This window comes from Microvirga sp. 2MCAF35 (assembly GCF_052115545.1).
In the GTDB taxonomy this organism is placed as follows: domain Bacteria; phylum Pseudomonadota; class Alphaproteobacteria; order Rhizobiales; family Beijerinckiaceae; genus Microvirga.
The window spans coordinates 122,826-149,531 of the sequence record NZ_JBFRGW010000005.1 but is presented as its reverse complement, the minus strand read 5'-3'; the positions used below and the strand labels follow the sequence as shown (position 1 = coordinate 149,531).

Annotated in this window: 26 protein-coding genes and 1 pseudogene; 9 read left to right on the top strand and 18 right to left on the bottom strand. The window is 63.7% G+C overall.

Annotated features, from left to right (window positions below):
• Nucleotides 1-134, top strand: a pseudogene (locus AB4097_RS04340) (IS630 family transposase); the annotation flags it as partial.
• Nucleotides 135-347: 213 nt separating this feature from the next.
• Here the strand turns inward: AB4097_RS04340 and AB4097_RS04335 are convergent.
• Nucleotides 348-1,238, bottom strand: a complete 891-nt coding sequence (locus AB4097_RS04335) for a YihY/virulence factor BrkB family protein (RefSeq protein WP_442037370.1) — start codon at nt 1,236-1,238, stop codon at nt 348-350.
• Between the two features lie 199 nt (nt 1,239-1,437).
• Here AB4097_RS04335 and AB4097_RS04330 point away from each other — a divergent pair, with 199 nt between their 5' ends.
• Nucleotides 1,438-2,304 (top strand): DMT family transporter, encoded by an 867-nt coding sequence (locus tag AB4097_RS04330; RefSeq protein WP_442037376.1) that lies wholly within the window; start codon nt 1,438-1,440, stop codon nt 2,302-2,304.
• Between the two features lie 50 nt (nt 2,305-2,354).
• On the opposite strand, the gene AB4097_RS04325 is transcribed toward AB4097_RS04330, so the two are convergent.
• From AB4097_RS04325 to AB4097_RS04310, 4 genes are all read right to left on the bottom strand, one after another.
• Entirely contained in the window at nt 2,355-2,537 is a 183-nt protein-coding gene (locus tag AB4097_RS04325) for a hypothetical protein (protein WP_442037369.1), read from the bottom strand.
• A 229-nt stretch (nt 2,538-2,766) separates the two neighbouring features.
• Nucleotides 2,767-3,858 carry a TRAP transporter substrate-binding protein gene (locus AB4097_RS04320; protein WP_442037368.1) on the bottom strand — a complete coding sequence of 364 codons (1,092 nt, stop codon included), beginning with the start codon at nt 3,856-3,858 and terminating at the stop codon, nt 2,767-2,769.
• A gap of 305 nt (nt 3,859-4,163) precedes the next feature.
• A complete protein-coding gene (locus AB4097_RS04315) occupies nt 4,164-4,766 on the bottom strand; it encodes a hypothetical protein (protein WP_442037367.1) in 603 nt (200 codons plus the stop codon).
• Between the two features lie 120 nt (nt 4,767-4,886).
• On the bottom strand, nt 4,887-5,609 hold the full coding sequence (locus tag AB4097_RS04310; protein WP_442037366.1) for a DUF4142 domain-containing protein: 723 nt from the start codon (nt 5,607-5,609) through the stop codon (nt 4,887-4,889).
• Nucleotides 5,610-5,753: 144 nt separating this feature from the next.
• Here AB4097_RS04310 and AB4097_RS04305 point away from each other — a divergent pair, with 144 nt between their 5' ends.
• On the top strand, nt 5,754-6,857 hold the full coding sequence (locus tag AB4097_RS04305; protein WP_442037365.1) for a S1C family serine protease: 1,104 nt from the start codon (nt 5,754-5,756) through the stop codon (nt 6,855-6,857).
• Nucleotides 6,858-6,958: 101 nt separating this feature from the next.
• Nucleotides 6,959-7,399: a ribosome hibernation-promoting factor, HPF/YfiA family gene (gene hpf / locus AB4097_RS04300; RefSeq protein WP_442037364.1), complete on the top strand. Its 441-nt coding sequence runs from the start codon at nt 6,959-6,961 to the stop codon at nt 7,397-7,399.
• A gap of 160 nt (nt 7,400-7,559) precedes the next feature.
• Here the strand turns inward: hpf and AB4097_RS04295 are convergent, their stop codons facing one another.
• From AB4097_RS04295 to rpsF, 13 genes are all read right to left on the bottom strand, one after another.
• Nucleotides 7,560-9,959, bottom strand: coding sequence for a bifunctional diguanylate cyclase/phosphodiesterase (locus AB4097_RS04295; protein WP_442037363.1), 2,400 nt, complete (start codon nt 9,957-9,959; stop codon nt 7,560-7,562).
• Between the two features lie 502 nt (nt 9,960-10,461).
• Nucleotides 10,462-11,205 carry an SDR family NAD(P)-dependent oxidoreductase gene (locus AB4097_RS04290; protein WP_442037362.1) on the bottom strand — a complete coding sequence of 248 codons (744 nt, stop codon included), beginning with the start codon at nt 11,203-11,205 and terminating at the stop codon, nt 10,462-10,464.
• An 8-nt stretch (nt 11,206-11,213) separates the two neighbouring features.
• Nucleotides 11,214-12,701: an amidophosphoribosyltransferase gene (purF, locus tag AB4097_RS04285; RefSeq protein WP_442037361.1), complete on the bottom strand. Its 1,488-nt coding sequence runs from the start codon at nt 12,699-12,701 to the stop codon at nt 11,214-11,216.
• A 215-nt stretch (nt 12,702-12,916) separates the two neighbouring features.
• The gene (locus tag AB4097_RS04280) at nt 12,917-13,522 is read right to left on the bottom strand and encodes a CvpA family protein (protein WP_442037360.1); all 606 of its coding nucleotides are present in this window, start codon (nt 13,520-13,522) and stop codon (nt 12,917-12,919) included.
• Nucleotides 13,523-13,755: 233 nt separating this feature from the next.
• Nucleotides 13,756-14,988, bottom strand: a complete 1,233-nt coding sequence (locus AB4097_RS04275) for a calcium-binding protein (RefSeq protein ID WP_442037359.1) — start codon at nt 14,986-14,988, stop codon at nt 13,756-13,758.
• Between the two features lie 340 nt (nt 14,989-15,328).
• Entirely contained in the window at nt 15,329-15,571 is a 243-nt protein-coding gene (locus AB4097_RS04270; protein ID WP_442037358.1) for a hypothetical protein, read from the bottom strand.
• A 108-nt stretch (nt 15,572-15,679) separates the two neighbouring features.
• Complete coding sequence (gene radA, locus AB4097_RS04265) at nt 15,680-17,080, bottom strand: DNA repair protein RadA (protein ID WP_442037357.1); 1,401 nt, start codon at nt 17,078-17,080, stop codon at nt 15,680-15,682.
• Nucleotides 17,080-18,246: an alanine racemase gene (gene alr / locus AB4097_RS04260; protein WP_442037356.1), complete on the bottom strand. Its 1,167-nt coding sequence runs from the start codon at nt 18,244-18,246 to the stop codon at nt 17,080-17,082. Before alr ends, radA begins: the two co-directional genes overlap by 1 nt.
• On the bottom strand, nt 18,243-19,736 hold the full coding sequence (locus AB4097_RS04255; protein ID WP_442037355.1) for a replicative DNA helicase: 1,494 nt from the start codon (nt 19,734-19,736) through the stop codon (nt 18,243-18,245). Before AB4097_RS04255 ends, alr begins: the two co-directional genes overlap by 4 nt.
• A gap of 407 nt (nt 19,737-20,143) precedes the next feature.
• On the bottom strand, nt 20,144-20,710 hold the full coding sequence (gene rplI / locus AB4097_RS04250) for a 50S ribosomal protein L9 (RefSeq protein WP_442037354.1): 567 nt from the start codon (nt 20,708-20,710) through the stop codon (nt 20,144-20,146).
• 23 nt (nt 20,711-20,733) lie between these two features.
• A complete protein-coding gene (locus AB4097_RS04245; protein WP_442037353.1) occupies nt 20,734-21,696 on the bottom strand; it encodes a DUF2232 domain-containing protein in 963 nt (320 codons plus the stop codon).
• 248 nt (nt 21,697-21,944) lie between these two features.
• On the bottom strand, nt 21,945-22,205 hold the full coding sequence (rpsR, locus tag AB4097_RS04240; protein WP_036353512.1) for a 30S ribosomal protein S18: 261 nt from the start codon (nt 22,203-22,205) through the stop codon (nt 21,945-21,947).
• A gap of 2 nt (nt 22,206-22,207) precedes the next feature.
• Nucleotides 22,208-22,609 carry a 30S ribosomal protein S6 gene (gene rpsF, locus AB4097_RS04235; protein ID WP_262028809.1) on the bottom strand — a complete coding sequence of 134 codons (402 nt, stop codon included), beginning with the start codon at nt 22,607-22,609 and terminating at the stop codon, nt 22,208-22,210.
• A 346-nt stretch (nt 22,610-22,955) separates the two neighbouring features.
• Between rpsF and AB4097_RS04230 the strand changes: the two genes are divergently transcribed.
• Genes AB4097_RS04230 through era form a run of 5 tightly spaced genes read left to right on the top strand, consistent with a single transcriptional unit; the run spans nt 22,956 to nt 26,704 of the window.
• Complete coding sequence (locus AB4097_RS04230; protein WP_442037352.1) at nt 22,956-23,714, top strand: pyridoxine 5'-phosphate synthase; 759 nt, start codon at nt 22,956-22,958, stop codon at nt 23,712-23,714.
• Nucleotides 23,711-24,109 (top strand): holo-ACP synthase, encoded by a 399-nt coding sequence (acpS, locus tag AB4097_RS04225; protein WP_442037351.1) that lies wholly within the window; start codon nt 23,711-23,713, stop codon nt 24,107-24,109. Before AB4097_RS04230 ends, acpS begins: the two co-directional genes overlap by 4 nt.
• 41 nt (nt 24,110-24,150) lie before the next feature.
• Nucleotides 24,151-25,089, top strand: a complete 939-nt coding sequence (lepB, locus tag AB4097_RS04220; RefSeq protein ID WP_442037350.1) for a signal peptidase I — start codon at nt 24,151-24,153, stop codon at nt 25,087-25,089.
• Nucleotides 25,090-25,092: 3 nt separating this feature from the next.
• The gene (gene rnc, locus AB4097_RS04215) at nt 25,093-25,803 is read left to right on the top strand and encodes a ribonuclease III (protein WP_442037349.1); all 711 of its coding nucleotides are present in this window, start codon (nt 25,093-25,095) and stop codon (nt 25,801-25,803) included.
• Nucleotides 25,790-26,704, top strand: a complete 915-nt coding sequence (gene era, locus AB4097_RS04210) for a GTPase Era (protein ID WP_442037348.1) — start codon at nt 25,790-25,792, stop codon at nt 26,702-26,704. Before rnc ends, era begins: the two co-directional genes overlap by 14 nt.
• Nucleotides 26,705-26,706: the final 2 nt, after the last annotated feature.

Below are 26,706 nucleotides of genomic sequence, written 5' to 3'. Positions count from 1 at the left end.
TCAAGGCACTGCTGCGCAAGGCAGCCGCCCGCACGAAGGACGTGCTCTGGCAGACCATCGGTGAGCTCCTGGACGAGTTCTCGCCCGACGAATGCGCCAACTACTTCAGAGCCGCTGGATATGAACCGGAGTAGGCGGAAAGGGCTCTAACTGAGATCGTCCGTCGCTATGCGCGTTGTATGACGAACCAATTCAACAAAACCATTTTCGACGAGTGCCTCGATACCGAGGATCGTTTCCTCCACTGCCCAGGCTGGTTTCATATATTCCTGGCGGGCTTGGGCGTATTCGGCATGATCGGCTATGGACTCCTCGGATAGGAGTAAGCCCGATCCAGGATCTGCGGCTCAAGGCAGCGGGATGAAGTCGCTCATGGTTTCCGGCTTCGGTTCCTTGCCGAGGCGCTTGCGTTTGGCAAGGATGATAGTGCCGTTGAGTTCACCGCCGAAGAGGAAGATGGCGCCCAGCGTGTAGAGAAAGATCAGGGCCACCATGGCTGTGGCGAGGCCCCCATAGGTCGAGGCGTAGGCGCCGGGGTAGAATTCCAGATACCAGCTGAAGGTAAAGCCGCCGAGAAGCCACAGGAGCAGCGTCACTGCCACTCCCGGCAGAACGGCAAGGAAGGGGCGGCGTCCCGCCGGCACGAGCTTGTGGGCGAGCAGAAGGCCCGTCACGATCACGAGGGTTGCGACGCTGATCCGCAGGAAGCCGATCAGAACGGCGAGAGGTTCGAGGGCCGGCACCCAGGACAGGACGATCCGCCATACGAAGGGGCCAAGCACCACCAGGAAGGCCAGGGCCAGCAGCATCATGGCGCCGGCGATCACGAAGGCGATGGATTCGAGCCGCGTTAGCCACCAGGGGCGGGTCTCGCGGACGCCATAGGCGCGGTTCAGGCCGACCCTGAGGCTCTCCACCCCGCTCGACGCGAAATAGAGCGCCAGCACGAGACCCAGGGTGAGCACGTCGCTGCGCCGCCCAGTGAGAATGGTGTGCACCTCGCGGGCGATCGGCCCGGCAACCTCCCGCGGCCAAGCCTCGAGGATGATGTCCGCCACTTCGTCGGCCAGCGTCCCCGTCCCGAACAGGCTCGCCAGGGCCGTGACCAGGATGAGGAACGGAAACAGGGACGTCAAAACCGATAGGGCGATATGGCTCGCGATGGCCCATGAATCGTGCAGCACGAAACGGGTTGACGTAATGGCGAGGAGTTCGAGCGAGAGGCGAAGGCGATTCAAAAGACGGTCTCCAGGCTGCTGGAGATGGTGCGCGGGCTGCCGAGGGCAAGGAAGAGCGGAGGCGTGTTCACAGGCTACTGCCTTCCACAGGTGAGTAGCCACCCTGAGAATCGACGTTTGGATGAGAGGCCGCGCATCGACAAAGGCCGAGGTTCGGGCCTACAAGCTCACCATCGATCTGCCCCATCCTGTTTGCGCCATGAACCCGACCCTCTTCGCTCGCCTCGCGCCGCCGCTCTTCGTGCTCATCTGGGCGACGGGTTTCATCGTGGCCCGGTTCGTGGCGCCCTATGCCGAGCCGCTGACCTTCCTGTTCGTTCGCTATGTACTCGCGATCATCGTCCTTGGCGTCATCGTCGCCGTCGCGCGGGTGCCCTGGCCCCGAAAGTGGCGCGATTGGCGCAACAGCCTGATCGCCGGCGTTCTCCTGCACGGGCTCTATCTCGGCGGCGTCTTCTGGTCGGTGAAGCACGGGCTGCCCGCCGGGATCTCGGCCCTCGTGGCCGGGCTTCAGCCGCTGGCCACCGGGCTTCTCGCCGGGCCCCTCCTGGGCGAGCAGGTCTCGACGAGACGCTGGACCGGCATCGGCATCGGGTTCATGGGCGCGGCCCTCGTGGTGGCGCCGAAGCTGGGGACAGGCGGCGTGCCGCCTCTGGCGCTCGGGATATGCATCCTCGGGATGCTCTCCATCACCTTCGGCACGATCTGGCAGAAGCGCACCGGCAGCAACCTCGATCTGCGGGTGAACGCGGCCATCCAGTATATCGGTGCGGCGGCCATCACCCTGCCTCTCATGCTCCTGACGGAAGAAGGCCACCTGGAGCTGGCACCGCCGCTCCTCGGCGCCATGGCCTGGGCCGTGCTGGGGCTGTCCATCGGGGCCATCGGCCTTCTGCTCTTCCTCATCCGCCAGGGAGCGGTGGTGGGCGTGGCGACGCTGCTCTATCTCGTGCCGCCGGTCGCGGCCCTGATGGCCTTCGCGCTCTTCGGCGAGACCTTGAGTCCGATCCAGCTCGCGGGCATGGCGCTGGCTGCTCTCGGCGTCGCGGTGGCGAGCCGGAACTGAAATGCGGAAGGCCCCGGAACCTGCGCTCCGGGGCCTCGCCTACACTGGATTTACTTCGCTATTTTCACGGAGACCGGATCGCTCGCAGGGAAGGTTTCCTCGACACCCTCGTCGAGCAAATCCTCCTGGTGCTTCCGATTGTTCTCCGATTGCTTCTCGTCCTTGCGGTCGCGCTTGTCCTTAAGGTCGTTCTTGCCCTGCTCGGCGCCTTTGTTGCGATTCTTGTCAGTCATGGCCTGTCTCCAATGTTGGATCGCAAACTCCTGTTGAGGAGACAACGCATCAGGCCAAGCTTCGATCCTTGTTCGGTAGCGCATCGTGCGGAAAAGTGGACCCGGTTTTCCGCATCTACGATGCGCTCTTCGAGGAGTGGAGCATTGGACCCAAAAGTGAGTCCAGTTTTGGGTCCGATGCTCTATGCATAAACGAAAACGGCGCCTTCCGGCGCCGCTTCCACGATCTTTAGCGGGGCTGGCCCTGCTGCTGGTTGACGAAGTAGTCGAAAGGCAGCTCCGCGATGCGGAACCAGGTGAGCTCCTTGTCGCGGAAGGTGCTCCAGGAATCGTACATTTTCTTGAACTTAGGATTGGAGGCGGCGATCTCGTTGTAGAGCTTGTAGGCTTCCTTGTAGCTCTGTTCCATCACGTCGCGGGGGAAGGGGCGCAGCTGCACGCCCTGCCCGACGAGGCGCCGGATCGCGTCGGCGTTCTGGGCATCGTACTTGGCGACGCACATGGCATTGGCTTCCGCGCAGGCCGCTTCGAGAATGGCCTTGTAGTTGGCGGGAAGCTCGTTCCACTTGTTCATGTTCACGTAGAGCGAAGGCTGGGCTCCGCCTTCCCAGAAGCCCGGATAATAGTAGTACTGGGCAACCTTCACGAAACCGAGCTTCTCGTCGTCGTGCGGACCGGAGAACTCGACCGCATCGAGGGTGCCGCGCTCCAGGGCCGGATAGATGTCGCCCGCAGCGAGAACCTGGGGCACCACCCCGAGCTTCTGCATGATCTGGCCGCCCATGCCGGCGATGCGCATCTTGAGGCCCTTCAGGTCCTCGATGGCCTTGATCTCCTTGCGGAACCAGCCGCCCATCTGCGCGCCGGTCTGGCCCGCCGGGATCGGGTAGATGTTGTAGTCCTTCATGAACTCGCGGACGAGATCGAGGCCTCCGCCGTAATACATCCAGGCATTGTGCTGGCGCACGTTCATGCCCCACGGCACGGAGGTCTCGAACATGAAGGTCGGGTCCTTGCCGATGAAGAAGCTCGACAGGGTGTAGGAGCACTCGACCGTGCCGTTCTGCGTGGCGTCCAGGCTCTGGAGAGCGCCGACGATCTCGCCTGCGGCGAAGACCTGGATCTGGAACTTGTTGTCGGTGGCCTGAGCGACCCGCTTGGAGATCATCTCGCCGGCGCCGAAGAGGGTGTCGAGGCTCTTCGGATAAGCCGAGGTCATGCGCCAGCGAACTTCCGGCTGCGCCTGGGCGATCGCCGGTGAAGCTACGGTACCCGCCGCCGCTGCCAGGCCCGCACCCTTGAGAACTTTTCTTCTATCCATGAGCATTTCCTCGACCGATTTATGTCTTCATCGCCGGTTTGGCTGATCATTCCATTAAGCGGGAGGAAGGCCCCTGTCACTTCGCCTTCCGTTGGGGCATGTATGCGGTCCCGGGTGGCTAGCTATGCCGTGGCGTCATCGATGGCGCTGCACGGTGAAAAATCCTGACGTCGTCACCGGCTTTGTGCCGGTGACCCCGATGCTGTGACGCATTGCGCTCTTCCAATCGAGATGGCCGGGGCAAGCCCGGCCATGACGTTAAAGGGACGGCTCCGCGAGATGAAAGCGAAGAAGCCACAGCGAAGCTACCGCTCTTCCGAGCCGCCCCTGGACAACGGGCGCTGCTGTTGGCCGCTATGGGCCCGGGCGGAGCGCTTCGGGGGCTTCTCGTCGCCGGCGGAAGAGGTCGATTGGCTGGCCGTGGGATGACCGCGCACCAGAGTTCCCTTCGGCACGTCCACCGCGTTCCCCGGTGCCGGCACGCGAGCGCGGGATGCGGCGCCACCACTCATGCCGGACGGGCCGGTCGTGCCTTCGGTCTGGGCAGTGCGGGGAGCCGGGCTCTTGGTGGCGGTCGTGTTCACCCCCTCGGCGATCTCTTCGTTCGAGAGCTGGAAGCCGGCATTGTCGTCTTCCTCCTCGGGCACGTCCTTGAAGGACCGAATGCCAGCCTTCGAGCCGCTCGTCGGGCGGTTGTCGTCCACGTGATCGATGTCGAGGTCGGGGTCTAGCTTCTTCGATGCCCCCATGAGGCCGGTCGCCTTCGCGGCGGCGCGCTTGGTGTTGCCGACATCGTTGCGCTGGGTCGGGCCTGCGACGAAGCTATCGCCGGTCTCTTCCTGGGTGACTTCGTTCAGCACCTCGTCGACCGGCGGCTCCGGAGGGCGGCCTCGCTTGTCTTGCGCCATGGGCTATTCCTCTTCTTGGGTTTCGGGCAGGCCTTGCCGGCCTGCATTTCCAGGAGGCAACGTCCTGTCGAGGACGGGTGTTCCGGCCCCGCATCCGTGAAATTGCGGGGCCGTTTTTCCTTACTGCCCAAGCTGTTTCTGCATGTCTTGCAGCAGCGCCAGATGTTCCTTGATCTGCCCGCGCGCGAGCTTGGCGAGGTTCGTCATCTCGCGGTTGCCGGCAGCCTGTTGGAGGTGGTTCTCCTGAAGCTTCAGCAGTTCCTGATGCCCCTCGATCTGCAACGCGACATAATCCTTGTCGAAGGCTGCGCCCGCCTGCGCTTTAGACAGGCGCTCCATGGCCTGCGCGTCCTTCTGGGGCAGTTCGGGCGCCGTCGCGGCGGATTGCTGCGCGCCCCGGGTGGTGGAGGCGGTGGCGTTCGGGTCGGCGAAGGAATGCATGATGTCGGTGAGCAGGTTCTGCTCGGCGATCTCGAAATCCGCGAACTGCTTCACGCGCGGATCCTGTGCCTTGCTGTGCGCGAAGTTGGACTGCTGCAGCGAGACGGTGCTCAGTTTCAGCATCTGCTCGATGTATTGCCGGTCGGCCTGCGATTGCTGCTGGCCCATGGCGGCCGGCGCGCTCGCCTGGCCCTGCCGCATGGGGGTCTGCGTATCCTGCGGCGCGCCGCCTTGCTGCGTGCGCTGCTGGCGCTGCTGCACATTCTGGCCGAGAGCCGGGTTCACCTGCGTTTCGGCCGGCTGGGGCGTGGTGGGCTGCGTGATGGCCTGGTTCTGTTGCTGGGCGAGGGCGGGAAGGCTGATAGCGGCCATGAGGCCGGCAATCACGAGGCTGCGTGACATCAAGTATCTCCTGCAAGCAAGTTGTGAGGGCGAACGTCTGCGGGAGGAATTTGTTCGAGTTTTTGTCGCAACCGATTGCTTCTGCTCAGGCGAACTTCAAGCAAGCGTGTCCGTTGTGAAACTGAGCGACCTAAAGGACGAACGATGCAGGACCGGGCAACACGAATCGTCATGGTGGTGATCGCGGTGCTGCTCGCGGTCTTCGTGCTCCAGCCTTACGTGACGGGCTATCTGTTTTCGGCCAGGGAGCCGCGCCCGGTTGCGGCGCGTGGGGATCTGTCGGATTACGAGCAATCGACGATCCGTGTTTTCGAGACCGTAGCGCCCTCCGTCGTCCAGGTGGTCGCCTTGTCCGGGCGCGGTCCTGCCGGAGGGCAGCCGGCGGAATCGGGCACCGGGTTCATCTGGGATGCCGCAGGTCATGTGGTGACGAACCACCACGTGGTCGAGAACGGCTCATCCTTCGTGGTGCGACTCGCATCCGGGGAGGTGCTGCCGGCCGATGTCGTCGGCCGGGCGCCGAACTATGATCTCGCGGTGCTGCGGGTTCAGCGTCAGGGCGGATTGCCGGCGCCGGTTGCGGTCGGAAGCTCTGCCAACTTGAAGGTCGGACAGACCGCCTACGCGATCGGCAACCCGTTCGGGCTCGACCAGTCGCTCACCACCGGCATCATCAGCGCCCTCAAGCGCCGCCTGCCCACCAGCGGCGGACGCGAGGTCGCCGACGTGATCCAAACCGACGCGGCAATCAATCCCGGCAATTCAGGCGGTCCGCTGCTGGATTCCGCAGGCCGCCTCATCGGCGTCAACACGGCGATCTACTCGCCCTCCGGGACCAATGCGGGCATCGGTTTCGCCATCCCCGTCGACGTGGTCAACCGCGTGGTGCCGGAGCTGATCCGCACCGGCCGCGTGCCGACGCCCGGCATTGGGATCCTGGCAGGAGACGAGACGCTAGCGGCGCAGCTCGGCGTGAATGGGATCATCGTGGCGGATGTGGTCCCGGGCTCGCCTGCTGCTCAGGCCGGGTTGCGCGGCGTCGATCTCCGCGCTGGCATCATCGGCGACGTCATCGTGGCGGTCGGCGACGACCCCGTGCGGCACCTGTCGGATCTGACGGACCGATTGGAGCGGACCGGGGCGGGCAACACGGTAGCCCTCACGATTCTGAGGAACAATCGCCAGCAGACCATCAGCGTGGCCGTCGTTGATGTGGGAGAACAGGCACCGCGCACGCGAAGACCATAAAAGAGAACACAACTTTGGTAGGGGCAGATTTGTTTCCTTTCGGTCGAAACTTTCATGGGTTCCCGCCGTTAGCCATCGAACCTTCACCAACGGAGGAGCGAATGAAACCTGATAGCACCGAACCCAACATCCTGGTGCAGAGCTCGGCAGTCGATCTGGGCGATATGTTTCCCGAATATGCGAAGACCAACATCAATCAGGTCGCCGGAAAGTACTTCGGCCACCTAAGTTCGGCATCGGTCTACGTCACGCGCGACGGCATCACCTATCGCTGCACCGTGAACATGCAGATGGGCGCGCTCAAGATGATGACGGGCGAGGCCAAGAACAAGGATGTTTACGCCGCCTTCCGGGCCGCGCTGCAAAAGACGGCCAAGCAGCTTCGCCGTTCGAAGCGCGAGCTGCGCGAGGACAAAGCGGCGCGCACGGACAAGGATATGCTCCTGCGTGAAGGAACGGCGCCGCGCCGTACGCGGAGCCGCAGCGAAGAGGCCGCTCCGCCGGCCAACGACGAGGGCGACTACCGCGTCGCCGCCGAATAATCCGACAACCTGGCGCAGCGTGCGGAAAGGTAAAACCGGCTTTCCGCTCCGAGCGATGCGCTGCTCAAGGATCGGACCATCGCCGGGACGGTTGCCTACATGTCTGCGCAAATCCTCTGGCCGGGGAACGTGGCTCCCCGGCCAGAATGCGCAGCATGGCTTAATTCCCAACCGACCGCATCAGCGGCTGCGGCGGCACCATGATATTGTCGGAGATCACCTGCATGAATTCCATAATGGGCGCCGGGCGGCCGAACAGGTAGCCCTGTGCCTCGGCGCAGCCCTCGAGGCCGAGGAAGCGCAGCTCTTCGGAAGTCTCGACACCCTCGGCAATCACGAGAAGACCCAGGCCACGCCCGAGCCCGAGCACTGCGCGCACGATGGCGGCCGCCTGCGGGTTCGCATGAACCGCCTGGATGAAGGATCGGTCGATCTTGATCTTGTCGAACGGGAAGGCACGCAGGTTCGACAGAGAGGAATAGCCCGTGCCGAAATCGTCCATGGCGATGTTGACGCCGATCTCCTTCAGCCTTTGAAGGGAGAGAAGCGCGCGGTTGGGATCCCGGATCAGGGCCGTCTCGGTAATCTCGATCTCGAGCCGCTTCGCCGGCAGGTTGGTCTGCTCCAAGGTGGACTGGACGAATTCGACGAAGCCGTCGCTGGTGAGCTGGAGCGCCGAAACGTTCACGGCAACGGTCAGTGGCCGCTTCCAACTCGCGGCTTCGCGGCAAGCCTCCCGCATCACCCATTCGCCGATCTTCAGGATCAGCCCACTCTCTTCCGCGATCGGAATGAACACGGCGGGCGAGACATTGCCACGCGTTGGATGGCTCCAGCGCAGCAGGACTTCGAACCCGTTGACCTCGCCCGTGTCGACTTGCGCCTGCGGCTGATAGGCGAGGCTCAGTTCGTTGCTGGCGATGGCGCCGCGCAGATCGTGCTCGATGCTGCGCCGTTCCCGGATCTGGGCACCCATGGACGCTTCGAAGAAGCGATAGGTACCCTTGCCCTCCGTCTTGGCGCGGTAGAGCGCCGCATCGGCGCTGGAGAGGAGCTCGGTGCGGTCTTTTCCGTCGGAAGGATAGAGCGCGATGCCGATGCTGACCGACACAAGGCCGACCGGAACGCCTTCCTCTTCCCATTTAAGGCCCTTGAGAAGCGTTTCTGCGAGCTGCCCCGCCTGAGTGGGATCGTTCACGTGAGGCACGATGATCGCGAACTCGTCGCCGCCGAGCCGTGCGAACATCTGACCGTCGACGAGGGCCGAGGAGAGATGCTTGGCAATGTCCTGAAGCACCCGGTCGCCGGTGGCATGACCATAGAGGTCGTTGACATCCTTGAAGCCGTCCAGATCGAGGCATAGCAGCGCCATCTGCCCCTTGGTTCTCCGGTGCAGGCGTATTTCGCGGTCGAGGCGGTGATCGAAGCTCGCGCGGTTCTCCAGGCCGGTGAGTGGATCGTGATGAGCGAGATAGCGGATCCGGGCTTCCGCGTCGCGCCGATCGCGAAGATCGCGGAAGGCGACCACGGTATGCGCAGCGCCGTTGTAGGTGATTTGTCGGGCGATCACCTCGACAGGGAGGAGGGAACCGTCCCCATTTCGCAGGTCGGTCTCGACGGCGTGTCCCGGCCGCCCGAACAGCTTGCTCCGTTTGGCGCTGTCGGGAATCCAGGCCGCCAGGGACTGGCCGGCGATCTGCTCGGACGTGAGGCCGGTCAGGCGCGCGAAGCTCTGGTTGACCGTCACGATGGCGTCCCCGTCACAGAGGACGAGACCCTCGACCGCCGCGTCCGTGAGATCGCGCATGCGCTGCATCTCCAAAGAGGCGCGACGGCGCTCCCGGATGTCGAGGCTCAGGGCGACGACGGCGAGCAGCAGAATGGAGAGATTGACGAAGGCCACACCGCCGGCGAGCCAGTCGGTATGGATGGAAGAGGGCGAGAGCGGGATGCTGGGATCGGGCGTGATGCTGACCGCCCCCATGGCGGTAAAATGATGGCTGCAGATCGCCATCGTGAGCAGCAGCGCGCCGAGGAACGTGATCCCTTGCGACGAGCGATTGAGCACGGTCGCGAGGGCCATTGCGCCGAGAAGGCCGCCCAGCAGGATCGAGGCCGCCACCAGGGCGGAGTCCCAGGTAATGGTGCCGGCTACTTCGAAGGCGGCCATACCGGTATAGTGCATCACGGCGATGCCGCCGCCGACGGCGCCCCCGCCGATCCAAGGTGCGAAAGCAAGGCCCGGCAACAGCGCAGTGCCGAGGCCAATGCCCGTCAGCACCACGGCGGCGATGAGGGAGATGATCGTCAGCGTGACATTATAGGCCGTCGGAAGGGATGGCGAAAAGGCGAGCATCGCGATGAAATGCGTGGCCCAAATCCCGAAGCCCGTCGAGGCAGCGGCGATGGCCAGCCAGGCGAGCTGGCTGCTGCCCTTCATACGACGTGCGTGGTGGAGCAAGTTGATCCCCGTCAGCGATGCCAAAGCGCAGACAAGCGCTGCGAGAGCGACGAGCCGGAGATCGTGCTCGGAGACGATGCAATCGTAGACGGTCAGCATGGTGAGCCTTTGCAGATCGCCAGCCGCATCGATGTGATCGCGCGAAAGGGAGACTGGCCGGAAACTGAGATCGGGAAGGACAATCCGGCCTCTTACCGGTATGGCGGAGCGGCATCATGCCTATGGATCGGCATCACTCAGATGAGCCCAATCCGCCATGGATTTCGGAACAATGTCCCGCTCGGTAAGATGAGACATCGCCCGCGCAAGTCAACGAAGGGCAGGCGGGAAGGGAGGTCTATCGGGAGGCAGGGTTAACGGCACATTGGACGGTGTGCGTGACGGCGACGTCAGGTGGTCATTGCCAGCCGCCGAAAGGTCGGGACCAACAGGTAGTGCATTCACTCCCCACGTCATGGCCGGTCTTGTGCCGGCCATCCCGATACGGTGAGGTACAGAGCTTCAACTAATCGAGATCACCGGCACAAGGCCGGTGATGACGTGGAGGGTGTATCCGGATCACAGTCTTGGCGGAACCGCTAGGTCGCGAGGAGGCAGCGCCTCAAGCCGGCATCTGCGGCTCGGTGACCTTTCCGTCCTGGGTGAAGTCGTAGATCTTGCCGGTCTCGCTCCAGGAAGGCATTGCGAGCTTCACAATGTGAGGAGCGAGATCTTCCGGCGTCTTCAGAGTCAACGGATCCTCGCCGGGCATCGCGGCGCGGCGCATCGCAGTGCGCAGCGGGCCGGGATTGAGCAGCATGGCCCTGACCGGGGTCGTCGCCGTCTCGGCGGCATAGGTGCGCACCAGGGCTTCGAGGGCGGCCTTCGACACCGAATAGACGCCCCAATAGGCCCTATGTTTGTGGGCGGCGCCGGAGGTGATGAAGATCGCGCGGCCAGCATCAGAGGCTCGCAGCAGCGGATCGAGGGAGCGGATCAGGCGGTAATTGGCCGTCACGTTGACCGCCATCACCTCGTCCCAGACGGGCTGATCGATATGGGTGATCGGCGCAAGCTCGCCGAGTTGGCCCGCGTTGCCGAGCAGGATGTCGAGCTTGCCCCAGCGCTCGTAGATCGCGGCGCCCAAGCGGTCGAGAGCATCGAAATCCTTCAGGTTGACCGGCACGAGGGTTGCCGAGGCACCCTTGGCGCGGATCTCGTCGTCGAGGGATTCGAGAGCGCCCTGCGTCCGGGCTAGGGCGATCACGTGCGCGCCGGCTTCGGCAAGGGCGAGGGCCGCCGCGCGGCCGATGCCCCGCGAAGCGCCGGTGACGACTGCGACGCGGTTGTGGAGAGGCTTGTCCATGGAGATGCTCAGTCGGCTTCGGCGAGAACGGCGAGGCGGCGCGGGGTGGCGACAGCGAGATCCGTCAGCGCCGTCGGGTAGTCGCCCGTGAAGCAGTGGTCGGTGAATTGCGGCTGCGCCGGGTTGCGGCCCTTCTCGCCCATGGCGCGATACACGCCTTCGATGGACAGGAAGGCGAGCGAATCCGCCCCGATATACTGGCGCATCTGCTCCAGGTCGTGGGTGGCGGCGAGCAGCTTCTCCTTCTCGGGCGTGTCGATGCCATAGAAGTCGGGATGCGTGATCGGCGGGCTGGAGATGCGGAAATGGACCTCCTTCGCGCCGGCTTCGCGCATCATGCGCACGATCTTCACCGAAGTCGTGCCGCGCACGAGGCTGTCGTCCACGAGCACGATCCGCTTGCCGGCAATCGCCGAGCGGTTGGCGGAGTGCTTCATGCGGACGCCGAGTTCGCGCACCGACTGGGTCGGCTGAATGAAGGTGCGGCCCACATAATGGTTGCGGATGATGCCGAGTTCGTAGGGCAGGCCGCAGGTCTGGGCGTAACCCAGGGCGGCCGGCACGCCGGAATCCGGCACCGGGATCACCACGTCGGCATTGGCAGGCGATTCCAGGGCGAGTTCGCGCCCCATGCCCTTGCGGACCTCATAGACGCTGCGGCCGTTCACGACCGAGTCGGGACGGGCGAAATAGATATACTCGAAAATATCCGGGCGGGCGGTCTGCTCCGGGACGAAGCGGAAGGATTCAATGCCCTCATCCGAGATCACAACGCACTCGCCGTTCTCGATGTCGCGGATGAAGCGGGCGCCAATGATGTCGAGAGCACAGGTCTCGGAGGCGAGAATGTAGCGGCCGTCGAGTTCGCCTAGGACCAACGGGCGGATGCCCAGCGGGTCGCGGGCGCCGATCAGCTTCTTGTTGGTGAGGGCCACGAGGGCATAGGCGCCCTCGAGCTTCTGGATGGCCTCGACGAAACGATCGATGACCCGGTCCTTGCGGCTGCGGGCGACGAGGTGGACGATCACCTCTGTGTCGGTGGTCGACTGGCAGATGGCGCCGTCGCGGATGAGGTTGCGGCGAAGCGTCAGGCCGTTGGTCAGATTGCCGTTGTGGGCGACCGCGAAGCCGCCGCCGTCCAACTCGGCGAAGAGGGGCTGCACGTTGCGCAGCACCGTCTCGCCGGTGGTCGAGTAGCGGGTGTGGCCAATGGCCGAGAGACCTTCTAGGCGCTCGATCGTCGCGCGGTCGGAAAAGTTGTCGCCCACGAGGCCGAGCTTGCGCTCCGAATGGAAGACCGATCCGTCATAGGAGACGATGCCCGCCGCTTCCTGGCCGCGATGCTGGAGGGCATGGAGCCCCAGCGCCGTGATGGCGGCGGCATCCGGATGTCCGTAGATGCCGAAGACACCGCATTCTTCGCGCAGGGTATCGCCGTCGAGGTCCAGGTTCACCTGCTTCGGGGCGACCTGCCACGTCTCAGACAAAGCAGACATGATCATACCTTTGGGATTCGCGCCCCCACCGGCGCCGCCCTTATGTAGTCGGCATTCGACTAAACGCCAATGGCTATTCTGCCGCTGGCGGGAACGTGATGCCGGTTCGGGTGCAAACGCGGCTTTGCACGGTGGCCTCCGAGGCCGGATTTCTTAGACAATACCTGGAGTTGCGCAGGAAACGGGAAAGGCTTTCCGCACAATCCGCGAACGGCTCAGCTCCGCCGCTGAGGCGGCTGCGGTGCCGCGGGAGCGGCCGGGGCAGCGGGGCGCTGCGGATCGGGCTCTGCCGGCTCGGTCTCCGCCGGTGCCTCCTTGTTACGCAGGCGCTGGATCAGGGCCTCTGCATTCTCCGGCAACATGGCGATGATGCTGTCCCGGGCGTTCTCCATCGCGGGGCGGGTCTTGGAATCTGTTGCCCACACGGGTTCCTTGCCCTGAACCAGCCAGCCCAGGAACGCCCAGCCGATCACGCAGATCAGGAAGCCGCGTGCGGCGCCGAAGAAGAGCCCGAGGGTCCGGTCGAGGGCGCCGATGCGGGAATCGAGGATGAGGTCGGAAATCTGCACGGTGATGATCGACACGATGATCAGTGTCACTACGAAGATGCCGCCGATGGCCGCCACGAGCGCCACCGTGTTGCTGTGGATATATTGCTGTGCAATCGGCAGGGCAGTCGGGTGCAGGTACCAGGCCGCGGCGGCCGCCACGACCCAGGCCACGATGGCGAGCACCTCGCGGGTGAAGCCGCGCACGGCAGCAAGGAGAGCCGAGATCAGGACGATACCGATGACGACGAGGTCCAGAACGGAAACGGGCATGGGCTGGGCCTACGCAAAATAACAGGAATGGAGCCGCCTTCGCGGGTTCGGAGCCTGGCTCTATAGCGTTAACAAAGGCTTTCGTCACCCTTATGCCGCACAAAGAGCGAGCGAAGTGCAGGGCTTGGGCGGCATTTCCACTGCGTTCCGTTGAAGCGGGCGGGCCGGTCCCACGGGAAAGCCCTGGCGTCTCTACGTCAGGGCGGATCTTGAAGAGGTAAACTCGACGTGCCTCAAATCATGAGGAAGTCGTTGGCTGTCAAGGCAAGCCCTTTCGCCAGCTTGGCGATCTCGATGCCCTTTTCTCGACCGTTGCCGTCAGGGTCGAAGTAAACGAAACCGTTCTTCTTGTTGTAGTAGATATAGTCGTTCGAGTCATGAGGGGTATAGCTCTTGCCGAAGAACTTGCTCTCGAGCTTGCCCTTGGCCATGACCTTGTCGAGAGTGTAGTAATGCTTCTTATAGGGGTCCGACCCGGTAAAGACGGAGCGGATGAGATCCTTGACCGAAGCTTTTAACTTGAACGTCTTGAGGGACGATAGGCTCAACTGGATCGTGTCGTCTGCAACGTTGAAGTCGTTGATCTGGTCATAGGACCCGGCCTGTACAGGATTGTTGAACACGAAGGTGTCCTTGCCAGAACCGCCATACAGGATATCCTTGCCGGTGCCGCCGTTGATGATGTCGTCCCCGTCATCACCATAAATCCGGTCGTTGCCGGAACCGCCATCGATCTTGTCGTTTCCCCCACGGCCGTAGATGCGGTCATTGCCGTTCCGGCCGTAAATGAGCTCGCCTCCAGCGCCACCGTAGATCGTGTCGTTCCTCGACGTGCCGTTGCGCAATTCCAGCACGTCGGTGACGGCGATCGTCATCGTCTCGACATAGCTGTTGTTGTCGCTGTCCGTGACCTGGATCCTGACCTGATGCGAGCCAGCGCTCACATAGTCCAGCTTCGAGCCGTCCTGTACAACCAGCTTGCCGTCCACAATACCGAAGCGACCATCCGCGTCATCGAGCAGTGTGAAACTCAGAAGATCGTTCAGGTTGGCATCTGTAGCGGACAAAACGCCGATGACCGTGCCGGCACCGGAATGCTCCGGGATCGAAGCTCTCGACAGCGCAATGTCGGACGGGGCCACATTGTCGAGCACATTGATCATGAAAGGGGTCGTGTCGATGGTCGTCGGTTCGCTTGTCGCATTGCTCGTTGCGCTCACGGAGATGGTGAAAGCCCTTTGCCCCGCATCGTAATCAAACAGGGCGAGCGCGGGATTTTTTACGACGAGCTCATAGAGGCCGGTTGCGGCGTTGAGCTTGATCTCGAAACGCTCCATCAAGCTGTCTGCAAGCGTGTAAGTGAACGACTCGTTGGCTTTCCCGCCTAGGACGCTCAGGGTGCCGATGACAGTCCCAGCCTTCGGATTCTCCAGAAGACTGGTTGCGGATAGAATGATCGAAGCCATATTCATGCCCCTTCAAAAAATTGGCGTGTCCAGGCCTATGGAACCTTGGCCTTGCGATGGCGCAGTCGCGCGCGGATCATTTAATTATTACAATATAACATATGAACGCCAGTGCAACAGAGTCGCATGGTTGAGCGTACATTAATGATTCTCGAATGAACCGGAGGTCATTGAAGGAAAGCGCTGCGCATTCCTTCACCTTGAGGGTCGCGATGGGCTTCGTGCCGCCGACGCCGTCCGAACTTCGGACCGCCACGGATCTTTGGGAAGGCAGGCACAATTGTGGAGCGGTCGTCGTCACGGCGAACCACCGCCGGTGGGGTGGACGGAAGAGTTCTTCTCAAATGAAGATCAGATCGTAGGCCTTGACAGAAATTTCAGCCTTTGAGTCGAAAGCAGCAGTGCCTGGATGTGTGGTTTCCGGCCCAGAGCTGTGGTCGGCGGAACTGAGCTTCGTAATATCGAAGCTGCCCTTCCTGGAAAGGGTCGGGCCGGTGAGTTCCGTGATGTCGAAGCTGCCTTTCCGCGTAAGGCTGAAGCTGTCGAGTTCAATGGTTGGAGCATTTAAAAGGTTCTTTGCCATTGTTTCCCCCTACAGATTGAAAGTACCACTTGGTCATTTATTGCTACGAGATACAGTAACATTAACCTGTCAAGCAGAATATTGTCCTACCGAAGCGGCACATCTCGTCTATCCGGCCTTGCGTCGGCGGGCCGCGATTCCTGCAACGAGATCAGTGATATGGCCGATGGATGAGGAGGCCAGCGGCAGCTTCTCCTTGTTGGATTTATCCACACGCGGTGCCGGAGCGACCGCACCTGAAAACCCGAGCTTCGCGGCCTCCTTCAGCCGTGCCTGCTCCTGGGCCACGGGCCGGATAGCGCCGGAAAGGCCCATTTCGCCGAAATAGACCGTGTCCGGCGGCAAGGGGTTGCCTGACAGAGACGACACCAGGGCTGCGGCCGCCGCGAGGTCTGCCGCGGGCTCCGTGATGCGCAACCCGCCTGCGACATTGAGATAAACGTCGTGCATGCCGAGCTTCAGGCCGCCATGGGCCTCCAGCACGGCGAGTACCATGGACAGGCGGCTCTGGTCCCAGCCGACGACCGCCCGGCGCGGCGTGCCGAGGGACGTTGGAGCCACAAGGGCCTGGATCTCGACGAGAAGCGGGCGGGTGCCTTCCATCCCGGCGAAGACCGCCGTTCCAGCTGTGGCCATGTCGCGTCCCGCGAGGAACAGTTCGGACGGGTTGGAGACCTCCCGCAGGCCCTGGTCCGACATCTCGAACACGCCGATCTCGTCGGTGGGGCCGAAGCGGTTCTTGACCGCGCGCAGAATACGGAAGTGGTGGCCCGTATCGCCCTCGAAGGACACCACCGCATCGACCATGTGCTCGACGACGCGCGGGCCGGCGATCTGCCCGTCCTTCGTTACGTGGCCGACGAGGATCACGGCGGTACCCGTCGTCTTGGCGAAGCGGATCAGCGCCTGGGCCGAGCCGCGCACTTGGGTGACGGTGCCGGGAGCGGATTCCACCGTTTCCGTCCACATGGTCTGGATCGAGTCGATGATGGCGAGCGCGGGCGGGCGGCCCTGGCTCAGGGTGGCGATGATGTCCTCGACATTCGTCTCGGATGCGAGTTCGACGGGCGCCTGTCCGAGGCCGAGGCGCTCGGCCCGCAGACGCACCTGCGCCACCGCCTCTTCGCCCGAGATATAGGCGACACGCTCGCCCCGATTGGCGAGGGCTGCGGAGGCCTGCATGAGAAGGGTCGACTTGCCGATGCCGGGATCGCCCCCGAGAAGAATGATCGAGCCGTGCACGAAACCGCCGCCGGTGACCCGGTCGAGCTCCGCGATGCCGGAGGGCGTGCGCGGCGCTTCCTTGGTTTCGCCGGAGAGCCCTTCGAGCGGAAAGATCCGGCCCTTGGCACGGGACGGACGCGTGGCGACGGGGCCCGCCATAGGGCTGGCGGAGCCGGCCTCCTCGGCGATGGTGTTCCAGCCGCCGCAAGCCTCGCACTTGCCTTTCCAGCGATTATAGACAGCGCCGCATTCCTGGCAGACGAAAGAGGGGTGACGTTTGGCCATCAGCCTTGTCCCCCGCGATAGGCGCGGGCATAGCGTGTGCCGAGACTGGTCAGGATCTCGTAGCCGATGGTGCCGGCGCGGCGTCCGACCTCATCGATGGTCAGGTCGCCGCCGATGAGGGTGACCGTATCGCCGCGTTGGATCTCCTTTTCCGGCACTGCCGTGACGTCGATGGTAATCAGATCCATCGAGACGTTGCCGGCGAAGGGGCAGGGGTGGCCCGCCACCATGATCATGCCGGCAAGCAGGTCCTCGCCGCTCTTGCCCCGCGCGCTGGCGGAACGCGGATAGCCGTCCGCATAGCCGACGGACAGGGTGGCGATGCGGCGCTTCTCCAGGGCCAGCCAGCGGCCGTTATAGCCGACCGTGTGGTCGGCCTCGACCCAGCGCAGTTGCACGATCCGCGCTTCCAGGCCCACGACCGGCTTCATGGGATTGTCCCGGTCCGGCGTCGGATTGCCGCCGTAGAGGGCATAGCCCGGGCGCACGAGGTTGTAGCGCGGCTTGTCGCGCAGGAAAATGCCAGAGGAATTCGGGAGCGAGGCGGGGATCCAGGGCAGAGAGGAACGCACGGCCTCGAAGGCCTCGATCTGCTCACCGTTCAGGGGATTGTCGTTCTCCTCCGCACTCACGAAGTGGCTTATCAGGAGCGCGGTCTCAAAATCCTTCAGCTCCGCCCGATCTTTGAGCGCGAGCCCCTGCGGCACGGTGAGACCGAGCCGGTTCATCCCAGTATCGACATGGATCGCGGCGGGCCGCCTCTGACCGTCGGCACGGCAGAACCCGGCCCATTCCTCGATTTCCTCAAGGGAGCCCAGAACCGGGCGTAGACCGTATGCCGCGTAAGTCGGTCCGGTGCCGGCGAAGAGGCCGTTCAGCACATAGATCGTCGCGTCCGGCACCACGGCGCGTACGCGGATCGCCTCGCTTAAGTGCGCCACGAAGAAGGTGCGGCAGCCGGCTTTGCCGAGGGCGGGAACGGCCTGCTCGATGCCGATGCCGTAGGCGTTCGCCTTGACGACGGCAGCCGTCTCCGCGCCGCCCGCCTTGTCGCGCAAGGTGCGCCAGTTCGCCCCGAGGGCGTCGAGGTCGATGTGGAGGATGCCTCCGGCGGCGCTCGCGGGGATGCCGCCGGTGGTTTCATGCTGAGAGGTGAGCTTGGTCAATCGCCAATCCGTTCGGGAAGTTTGTCTTCATCCGCAAGGTCGGTGAAGCGGGTGATGTCGGCCTGGAAGGCGAGCTGAACGGTGCCTGTGGGACCGTGACGCTGCTTGCCGATGATGACCTCGGCCTTGCCGTGAACCTGATCCATCTCCGATTGCCACTTGAAATATTCCTCGGTGCCGGGTTTCGGCTCCTTGTTCTTCAGATAGTACTCCTCGCGGTAAACGAACATGACCACGTCGGCGTCCTGCTCGATCGAGCCCGATTCACGAAGGTCGGAAAGCTGCGGCCTCTTGTCGTCGCGGGATTCGACCTGACGGGAGAGCTGGGAGAGGGCGATGAGCGGGACGGAAAGCTCCTTGGCGAGCGCCTTGAGGCCGGTGGTGATCTCGGTCAGCTCCTGCACGCGGTTCTCGCCCTTCTTGGCCGAACCTGAGAGGAGCTGGAGGTAGTCGACGATGAGGATGTCGAGGCCGCGCTGGCGTTTGAGACGGCGTGCGCGGGCGGTGAGCTGCGCGATGGAAATGCCGCCGGTCTGGTCGATGTAGAAGGGGATCGACTGCATCTCCCGGGCGGCTTCCGTGATCTTGTAGAAGTCGTCCTCGCGCATGTCGCCACGGCGGATCTTATAGGACGGCACGCCCGATTGCTCGGCGATGATACGAGTCGCGAGCTGCTCGGCCGACATTTCGAGGGAGAAGAAGCCGACGATGCCGCCATTCACGGTCTTCAGGTTGCCGTCCTGCTGCTTCTCGGCCCGATAGGCCTTGGCGATGTTGAACGCGATGTTCGTCACCAGCGAGGTCTTACCCATCGCCGGTCGACCGGCGAGGATGACAAGATCCGACGGCTGCAGGCCGCCGAGGGACTTGTCCAGGTCGATGAGCCCCGTCGAGATGCCCGAGAGGGCGCCTTCGCGCTTGTAGGCAGCGGCCGCCATGTCGATGGCGGCGGTGAGCGCATCGGAAAAGCGCTGGAAGCCGCCGTCCGATCGGCCGGTTTCCGCGAGCGAATACAGGCGACGCTCGGCCTCTTCGATCTGGTCGCGGGGCGAGGAATCCACCGGTGCGTCGAAGGCGACGTTCACCATCTCCTCGCCGATGTTGATCAGGTTCCGGCGCACCGCCAGATCGTAGATCGTGCGGCCGTAATCCTCGGCGTTGATGACGGTCGTCGCCTCCGCGGCCAGGCGCGCAAGGTACTGGGAGACCGTGATGCCCCCGAGATCCTGGTCGCCCAGGAAGGTCTTCATGGTGATCGGCGTGGCGACCTTGCCGGCCTTGATCAGGCTCGTCGCTACCTCGTAGATGCGCCGGTGCAGGTCTTCGATGAAGTGGGCGGCTTCGAGGAAGTCCGAGACGCGGTAATAGGCGTCGTTGTTGACCAGAATCGCGCCCAGCAGAGCCTGTTCGGCTTCGAGGTTGCTGGGGGGCGTCCGAAACTGCGGCTCGGCGGTTTCGAGGCGGGCGATCAGGGCATTGGCGGTGGCCATCTGGCGCTCCGGAAACAGATAAGGGTTCAGAGTCTCTTAGACCGCAATTGGTGTCCTAAAGGTTGCCGGGCGGACACGAAGCCGGGACTCCTTCCATCTGTCCTCGCTGTCCTCGATTCTCACACCGTTCATCTTTCCGCAGGCGTCTCGGCTTGACTCTTCAACAAGTGTGAAACCCAACGAAAAACGCTCCCCGTCGAATCGATGGAGAGCGCGATTTTAGAACAAATCAAGAACTAGAGCAATCGGTCCAGCTTGGACCGGTTTTTCCGTCATCACCGGCCTTGGGCCGGTGATCTCGATCCGAGAAGCGCCGAGCCTCACTTATCGGGATGGCCGGGACGAGTCCGGCCATGACGTCGCGGGTGCCATTCCCAGCCATATCCGGCCGGGAACAGCAGATTGCCTCAGAGCTCTTCGTCGCCGCCGGCTTCGGCCAAGGCAGCGCCGACTTCGAGGCCGAGGTCGTCGAGGTTGGTCTCTTCCCGGGTCGTGACCGACTCGCCGCGAGCCTGACGCTCGGCTTCCTCGGGGCTGCGGGCGACGTTGATGGTCACCTGAACCTCAACCTCCGGATGGAGGGCGACCGGCACGTTGTGCAGGCCGATGGTCTTGATCGGCTGGCTGATCGCGATCTGGTTGCGGTCGACCGTGAAGCCGTTCTGGCTCATGATCTCGGCGAGGTCACGGGTCGAAACCGAGCCGTAGAGCACGCCGGTCTCGCCGGACTGGCGCAGGATGATGAAGCTCTGGCCGTTCAGCTTCTCACCGACGACTTCTGCATCCTTGCGGCGCTCGAGGTTGCGGGCCTCGAGCTGGGCGCGCTGGGTCTCGAAATGCTTCTTGTTGGCATCCGTGGCGCGCAGGGCCTTGCCGCGCGGCAGGAGGAAGTTGCGGGCGTAGCCGGAACGGACCTTCACGGTCTCGCCCATCTGGCCGAGCTTTGCGACGCGCTCGAGAAGGATCACTTCCATGGTTGTCTCCTTTAGGTTCGTGATCAGGTGGAAAGGGTTGGAGGCGGGTTCGGCCGCGTGCCGAAGCGGCGGCGCAGGCCGAAGACGGTGTCGGCAATGCCGAACAGGGCCAGGGCGACCATCAGGATGCCCTGGGTGACGAAGATCAGCACGTACAGTGCCGACAGGATGAACGAACGTCCCGACTTGCCCCGCGTGCGGTCGTGGATGGCTGCCAGGCCCTGCAGGGCGAAGGCCATCAGGAAAGCGCCGGACAGGGCCATTCCAAGGGCCCCGATGAAACCGTCGAAGCTGGCGATGATGAGGGCGCCCACCAGGATCAGTCCGACGGGCCGCGGCATCACCAGTTCCGGCACCGGTACCCAGGGGCGCGGCAGGCGCTTGGAAGCCTGCACGATCCGTGCGGCTGCCCATAGGTAAAGCGCCAGCACGGTGGCAAAGCCCTGGGCCGAAAGGAAGGGCGTCAGGCGCGCGAAGATGCTGACCAGTTCCTCGCGGGTGTCCGCGTCGAGCGCATTGGGTCCCGACGTGGTGAATTGCGTGTCGACGAAGGCTTCGGCGACCGCACGGGCATTCTGGTTGAAGGTCGCGAAATCGCCACCCGTCGAGATCACCCCGGCGGCGATGATGGTGAGTGCTGCCGTAGCGGCAATCCAGGCCAGGAGCCGGCCGACGGGATACCATTCCATTGTGCCGTCCGCGCTGGGACGTCCAAGCAGGGCAAGGTAGGACAGCCACCAGGCGGGCAGGGCCGTGATGAGGGCAAAGCCCAATCCGCTGAGAGGCGACAGGATCAGGGCAATCGCAATGCCGCCGATGAGGGCTGCGATGAGCCCCGAGCGGTGATCCCAGCCGAGGGACACGATCAGAACGGGAATGGGGGCAAGCAGATACAGCACGGCCGCGAGCGGGGTCGCCTTGACGATCACCGCGGTCAGAAGGGCCGATACGAGGCCCGCGCCTATGCCTGTTGCAACAAAATGCATCGTCTCGCTGTCCCGCTGCTCATGGCAGGGTTAGGGGCCGGTGCCCCAACTGACCCGGCGGATTTTCACCGCTGGACGAAGGATGGAAACTCTCTATCTCATCCTGAGGAGCAGCGAAGCTGCGTCTCGAAGGAGGCTCCAGAGATTGCCGGAACCGCCATCCTCGTCCTTCGAGACGCCGCCGATGGCGGCTCCTCAGGATGAGGATGGCTATTTAGTGGGCTGGCCCGAAGGCCAGCCCGGTACTCTTAGCGGATCACGTAGGGCAGGAGGCCCAGGAAGCGGGCGCGCTTGATCGCCTGGGCGAGCTCACGCTGCTTCTTGGCCGACACGGCCGTGATGCGCGAAGGAACGATCTTGCCGCGCTCGGAGATGTAGCGGGACAGGAGCTTCGTGTCCTTGTAGTCGATCTTCGGAGCGTTGGGACCCGAGAACGGGCAGGTCTTGCGACGACGGAAGAACGGACGGCGACCGCCGCCGGCAGCGCCACCAGTAGCACCAAATGCCATGATTAAGCCTCCTCGCCTTCGTTGCCGCCCTCAGGGCCGCCATCGCGCTCACGGCGCTCGCGGTCCTTGCGCTCATCGCGGTCGCGCTTCTGCATCATCACGGACGGCTCGGTCTCGAGCTCTTCGACCTTGATGGTCATGAAGCGAAGGATGTCTTCGTTGATGCGCATCTGACGCTCCATCTCGGCCACGGCCGGGGCCGGAGCGTTGAGGTTGAACATCGTGAAATGCGCCTTGCGGTTCTTCTTGATCCGGTAGGCGAGGGACTTCACGCCCCACATCTCGGTCTTGTCGACGCTGCCGCCGTTCTGCTCGATGACGCCCTTGTACTGGTCGACCATTGCTTCGACCTGCTGCGGGGTGACATCCTGGCGAGCCATAAAGATATGCTCATAGAGAGGCATAGTGGGCCTTTCTCAGGTTTGAGGTTCAAGCCGTGGCACTGCTTTGAGGAGTGTTGCGGCCGTTTCGCGCGTCCGAACGGCGCCAAGCCCTTCGAGCCTGCAAGGCCCGAGCGGTTGTCGAAGGCGGAGACACGGGACGACGGGATCCAAACCCCTGTGCGGCAAGCCGCACCGTCCGTTCAGCCCCCGGCCGGAGCGAACGCGAAGCGGGGGCTATAGTCGATTTGGGTCGGGAAGGCAAGGGAGGTCTATGGCACAGGCCTGAGCGACAATTCGCCGTTGAAAGCGCGTCCGGATCCGTTTTGGGCCTCTAGCCAACGAGGGGCTCTAGGTTAAAACCACCCTTATGACAGCTCCTCCTCTACGCCTCGGCGTCAATATCGATCACGTCGCGACCGTGCGGAATGCGCGCGGCGGCATTCATCCCGATCCGGTCCGGGCCGCTCATCTGGCCGTTCTCGCCGGAGCCGACGGAATAACGGCTCATCTGCGCGAGGACCGGCGCCACATCCGGGATCAGGACATGGAGCGGCTCAAGCGTCAGCTCTTCGTGCCGCTCAATTTCGAGATGGCGGCTACACCTGAGATGGTGGCGCTCGCCGCCCGGATCCATCCGCATGCGGCCTGCCTTGTCCCGGAGAAGCGCGAGGAGCGGACCACGGAAGGGGGGCTCGACATCATCGGCGCCCATGCCCATCTGCGTCCGGTGATCCAGGAACTGAAGAGCGAGGGCATCCGGGTGTCGCTGTTCGTCGAGCCGGAAATCGCCGTCATGGACGCCGCCTGCAACCTCGGGGCGCCCGTGGTCGAGCTTCATACGGGGACCTATTGCGAGGCGGTCGCCGATGGAGACGAGGCCAGAATCGCCCATGAGCTGGAGCGCTTGAAGCGCGCGGCCGAGCACGGGGCGGGGCTCGGCCTCGAAATCCACGCGGGACACGGCCTCGCCCTCGATTCGGTGCGTCCGGTCGCGGCCATTCCGCAGATCGTGGAACTCAATATCGGCCATTCCCTGATCGGGGAGGCGATCTTCGTCGGCCTCGACGAGGCGGTAAGGGCGATGCGCGCCGCCATGGACCAGGGCCGGGCACAGGTGGCGGCGTGATCATCGGCATCGGCTCCGACCTCTGCGACATCCGGCGCATCGAAAAATCGCTCGAACGCTTTGGCGAGCGCTTCACCCACCGCATCTATACGGAAGGCGAGCGGGCGCGGAGCGACAGGCGGGCTGCCCGAGCGCCCTCCTATGCGCGGCGCTTCGCGGCCAAGGAGGCCTGCGCCAAAGCCTTGGGAACGGGACTGAGCCACGGCGTTTTCTGGCGCGACATGGAGGTGGTCAATCTCCCGACCGGCCGCCCGACCCTGCGGCTGACCGGGGGAGCCCTGGAGCGCCTGAAGGCCATGACGCCGGCGGGACACCGGGCGGTCGTCCACGTGTCCCTGACCGACGACCCGCCCCTGGCTCAAGCCTTCGTGATCATCGAGGCGCTGCCCGTGTGAGGTGGGGCTGCGTTGCGGCAGGACGCGCCTTAGGTTAGAGCATGCCGCAACAGGACGGATTCCGGCATCCCGACGAGAGGGCCGGAGCAAACACATCAATCGAGAGTGGTTTGCCCTTGGGGCTTAAGTGCAAACCCCTCTCGACTTGCCACCGGACGAAGACGGCCTTCGCCGTCACGGTCCAAGAGCATAGGTCGACGGACGTGAGCGATAAAAGCAGCAAATACGTAGGTAGCAGCGCGAAGAACGAAGAAGGCGGCCTTTGGGAAACCATCAAGGTCATCATCCAGGCGCTCCTGATCGCGGTGGTCGTACGCACCGTGCTGTTCCAGCCCTTCAACATCCCGTCGGGATCCCTGATCCCGACCCTGCTGATCGGCGACTACCTGTTCGTTTCCAAGTATTCCTACGGCTATTCCAAGCACTCGATTCCCTTCAGCCCGAACATCTTCTCCGGCCGCATCTTCGGCTCCGAGCCGAAGCGCGGCGAGATCGCCGTGTTCAAGCTGCCGAAGGACAATTCGACCGACTACATCAAGCGGGTCATCGGTCTGCCGGGCGACAAGATCCAGGTGATCAGCGGCGTGCTGCACATCAACGGCCAGCCGGTCCAGCGCGAGCGCGTCGAGGATTACAAGACCACGGACCTCTACGGCCGCACGATCTCCGTGCCGCAATACAAGGAGACGCTGCCCGGCGGCGTATCCCATTTCGTCATCGAGCGTGACGGCGACCGCGGCTACTGGGACAACACCAACGTCTACACGGTGCAGCCCGGTCACTTCTTCATGATGGGCGACAACCGCGACAATTCCACCGACTCGCGCGACGAGGCGAGTGTCGGGCAGGTGCCGTTCGAGAACCTCGTCGGCCGCGCCGAGATCATCTTCTTCTCCATCGACGAGAGCGCCTCCCTGTGGCGTCCTTGGGAATGGCCGCAGAAGATCCGGTGGAATCGTCTCTTCGAGCGGATCCAGTAACCCGTGGCACGCCGCAAGCCGAACCTCGACGAGCTTCTGAAGAAGCTCGACTACCAATTCGAGAAACCTGAACTCCTGGACGAGGCGCTGACCCATGTCAGCGCCCCCCAGGCGTCCGGGCAGAGCTATCAGAGGCTGGAATTCCTGGGCGACCGGGTGCTCGGCCTCGCGATTGCGGGACTGCTCTACAGGAAATTTCCCGGCGCGCCCGAGGGCGAGCTCTCACGGCGTCTCGCGGAGCTCGTGCGGCGCGAAAGCTGCGCCGAGATCGCGATGACGTGGGACGTCGGGCCCTATCTCAAGCTCGGCGCCGGCGAGGCCCATTCGGGTGAGCGGCGCAACCAGACCATCCTGGCGGATGTGTGCGAGGCGATCATCGGCGCGGCCTTCCTCGACGGCGGCTACGAGGCAGCCAGCGCGCTCGTGGAGCGCTCGTTCCAACCCCTGCTGGAGGCTCCGCGCCGTCCTTTGCGCGATCCGAAGAGCGCCCTGCAGGAATGGGCGCAGGGACAGGGTTTTCCGCCACCGACCTATTCCGTGGCGGAGCAGACCGGGCCCGACCATGCGCCGAAATTCCGGGTCATGGTCAAGGTGAAGGGCGCCGAGGGCGAGTTCGGCTCGGGCACTTCGAAGCGCATCGCGGAACAGGCTGCGGCGCGAAGCCTTCTCTTGAGAGAGGGCGTGTGGACGGAGGAAGAGCATGGAACAGCCTGAGCAGACCAACACGAAGGCCGGTTTCGTCGCTCTCATCGGCGCGCCGAACGCGGGCAAATCGACTCTCCTGAACTCGCTCGTCGGGTCCAAGGTCTCCATCGTGTCGCGCAAGGTGCAGACGACGCGCGCCCTGGTACGCGGCATCGCCATCGAAGGCGAGGCGCAGATCGTCTTCGTGGACACGCCCGGCATCTTCAAGCCGAAGCGGCGCCTCGACCGGGCCATGGTCACGTCGGCCTGGGGCGGAGCAGGGGATGCGGACGTGATCGCGCTCCTGCTCGACGTGCGCAAGGGCATCGACGAGGAGGCCGATGCGATCCTCGACAAGCTGCCCGACCTGAAACGCCCGAAGGTGCTGATCCTCAACAAGATCGACCTGATCGAACGCTCGAAGCTCCTGGAGCTGTCCGCGAAGCTCAACGAGAAGGTGCCCTTCGCGCACACCTTCATGATTTCGGCCCTGAAGGGCGACGGCATCCAGACCCTGAAGCGTCAGCTCGCCGAGATGATGCCGGAAGGACCCTGGCTCTATCCGGAGGACCAGATTTCCGACGCGCCCCTGCGCATGCTGGCCGCCGAGATTACCCGTGAGAAGATCTACGAGCGCCTGCACGAGGAGCTGCCGTACCAATCCACCGTCGAGACCGACCAGTGGCAGGTGCGCCCCGACGGCTCGGTGCGCATCGAGCAGACCGTGTTCGTCGAGCGCGACAGTCAGCGCAAGATCGTCCTCGGCAAGGGCGGCCAGACCATCAAGGCCATTGGCCAGGCGGCCCGCAAGGAAATCGCCGAGATTGCCGAAAGCCCCGTGCACCTCTTCCTCTTCGTGAAGGTGCGCGAGAACTGGAGCGACGATCCGGAGCGCTATCGCGAGATGGGGCTGGAGTTCCCGCGGGGTTGAGG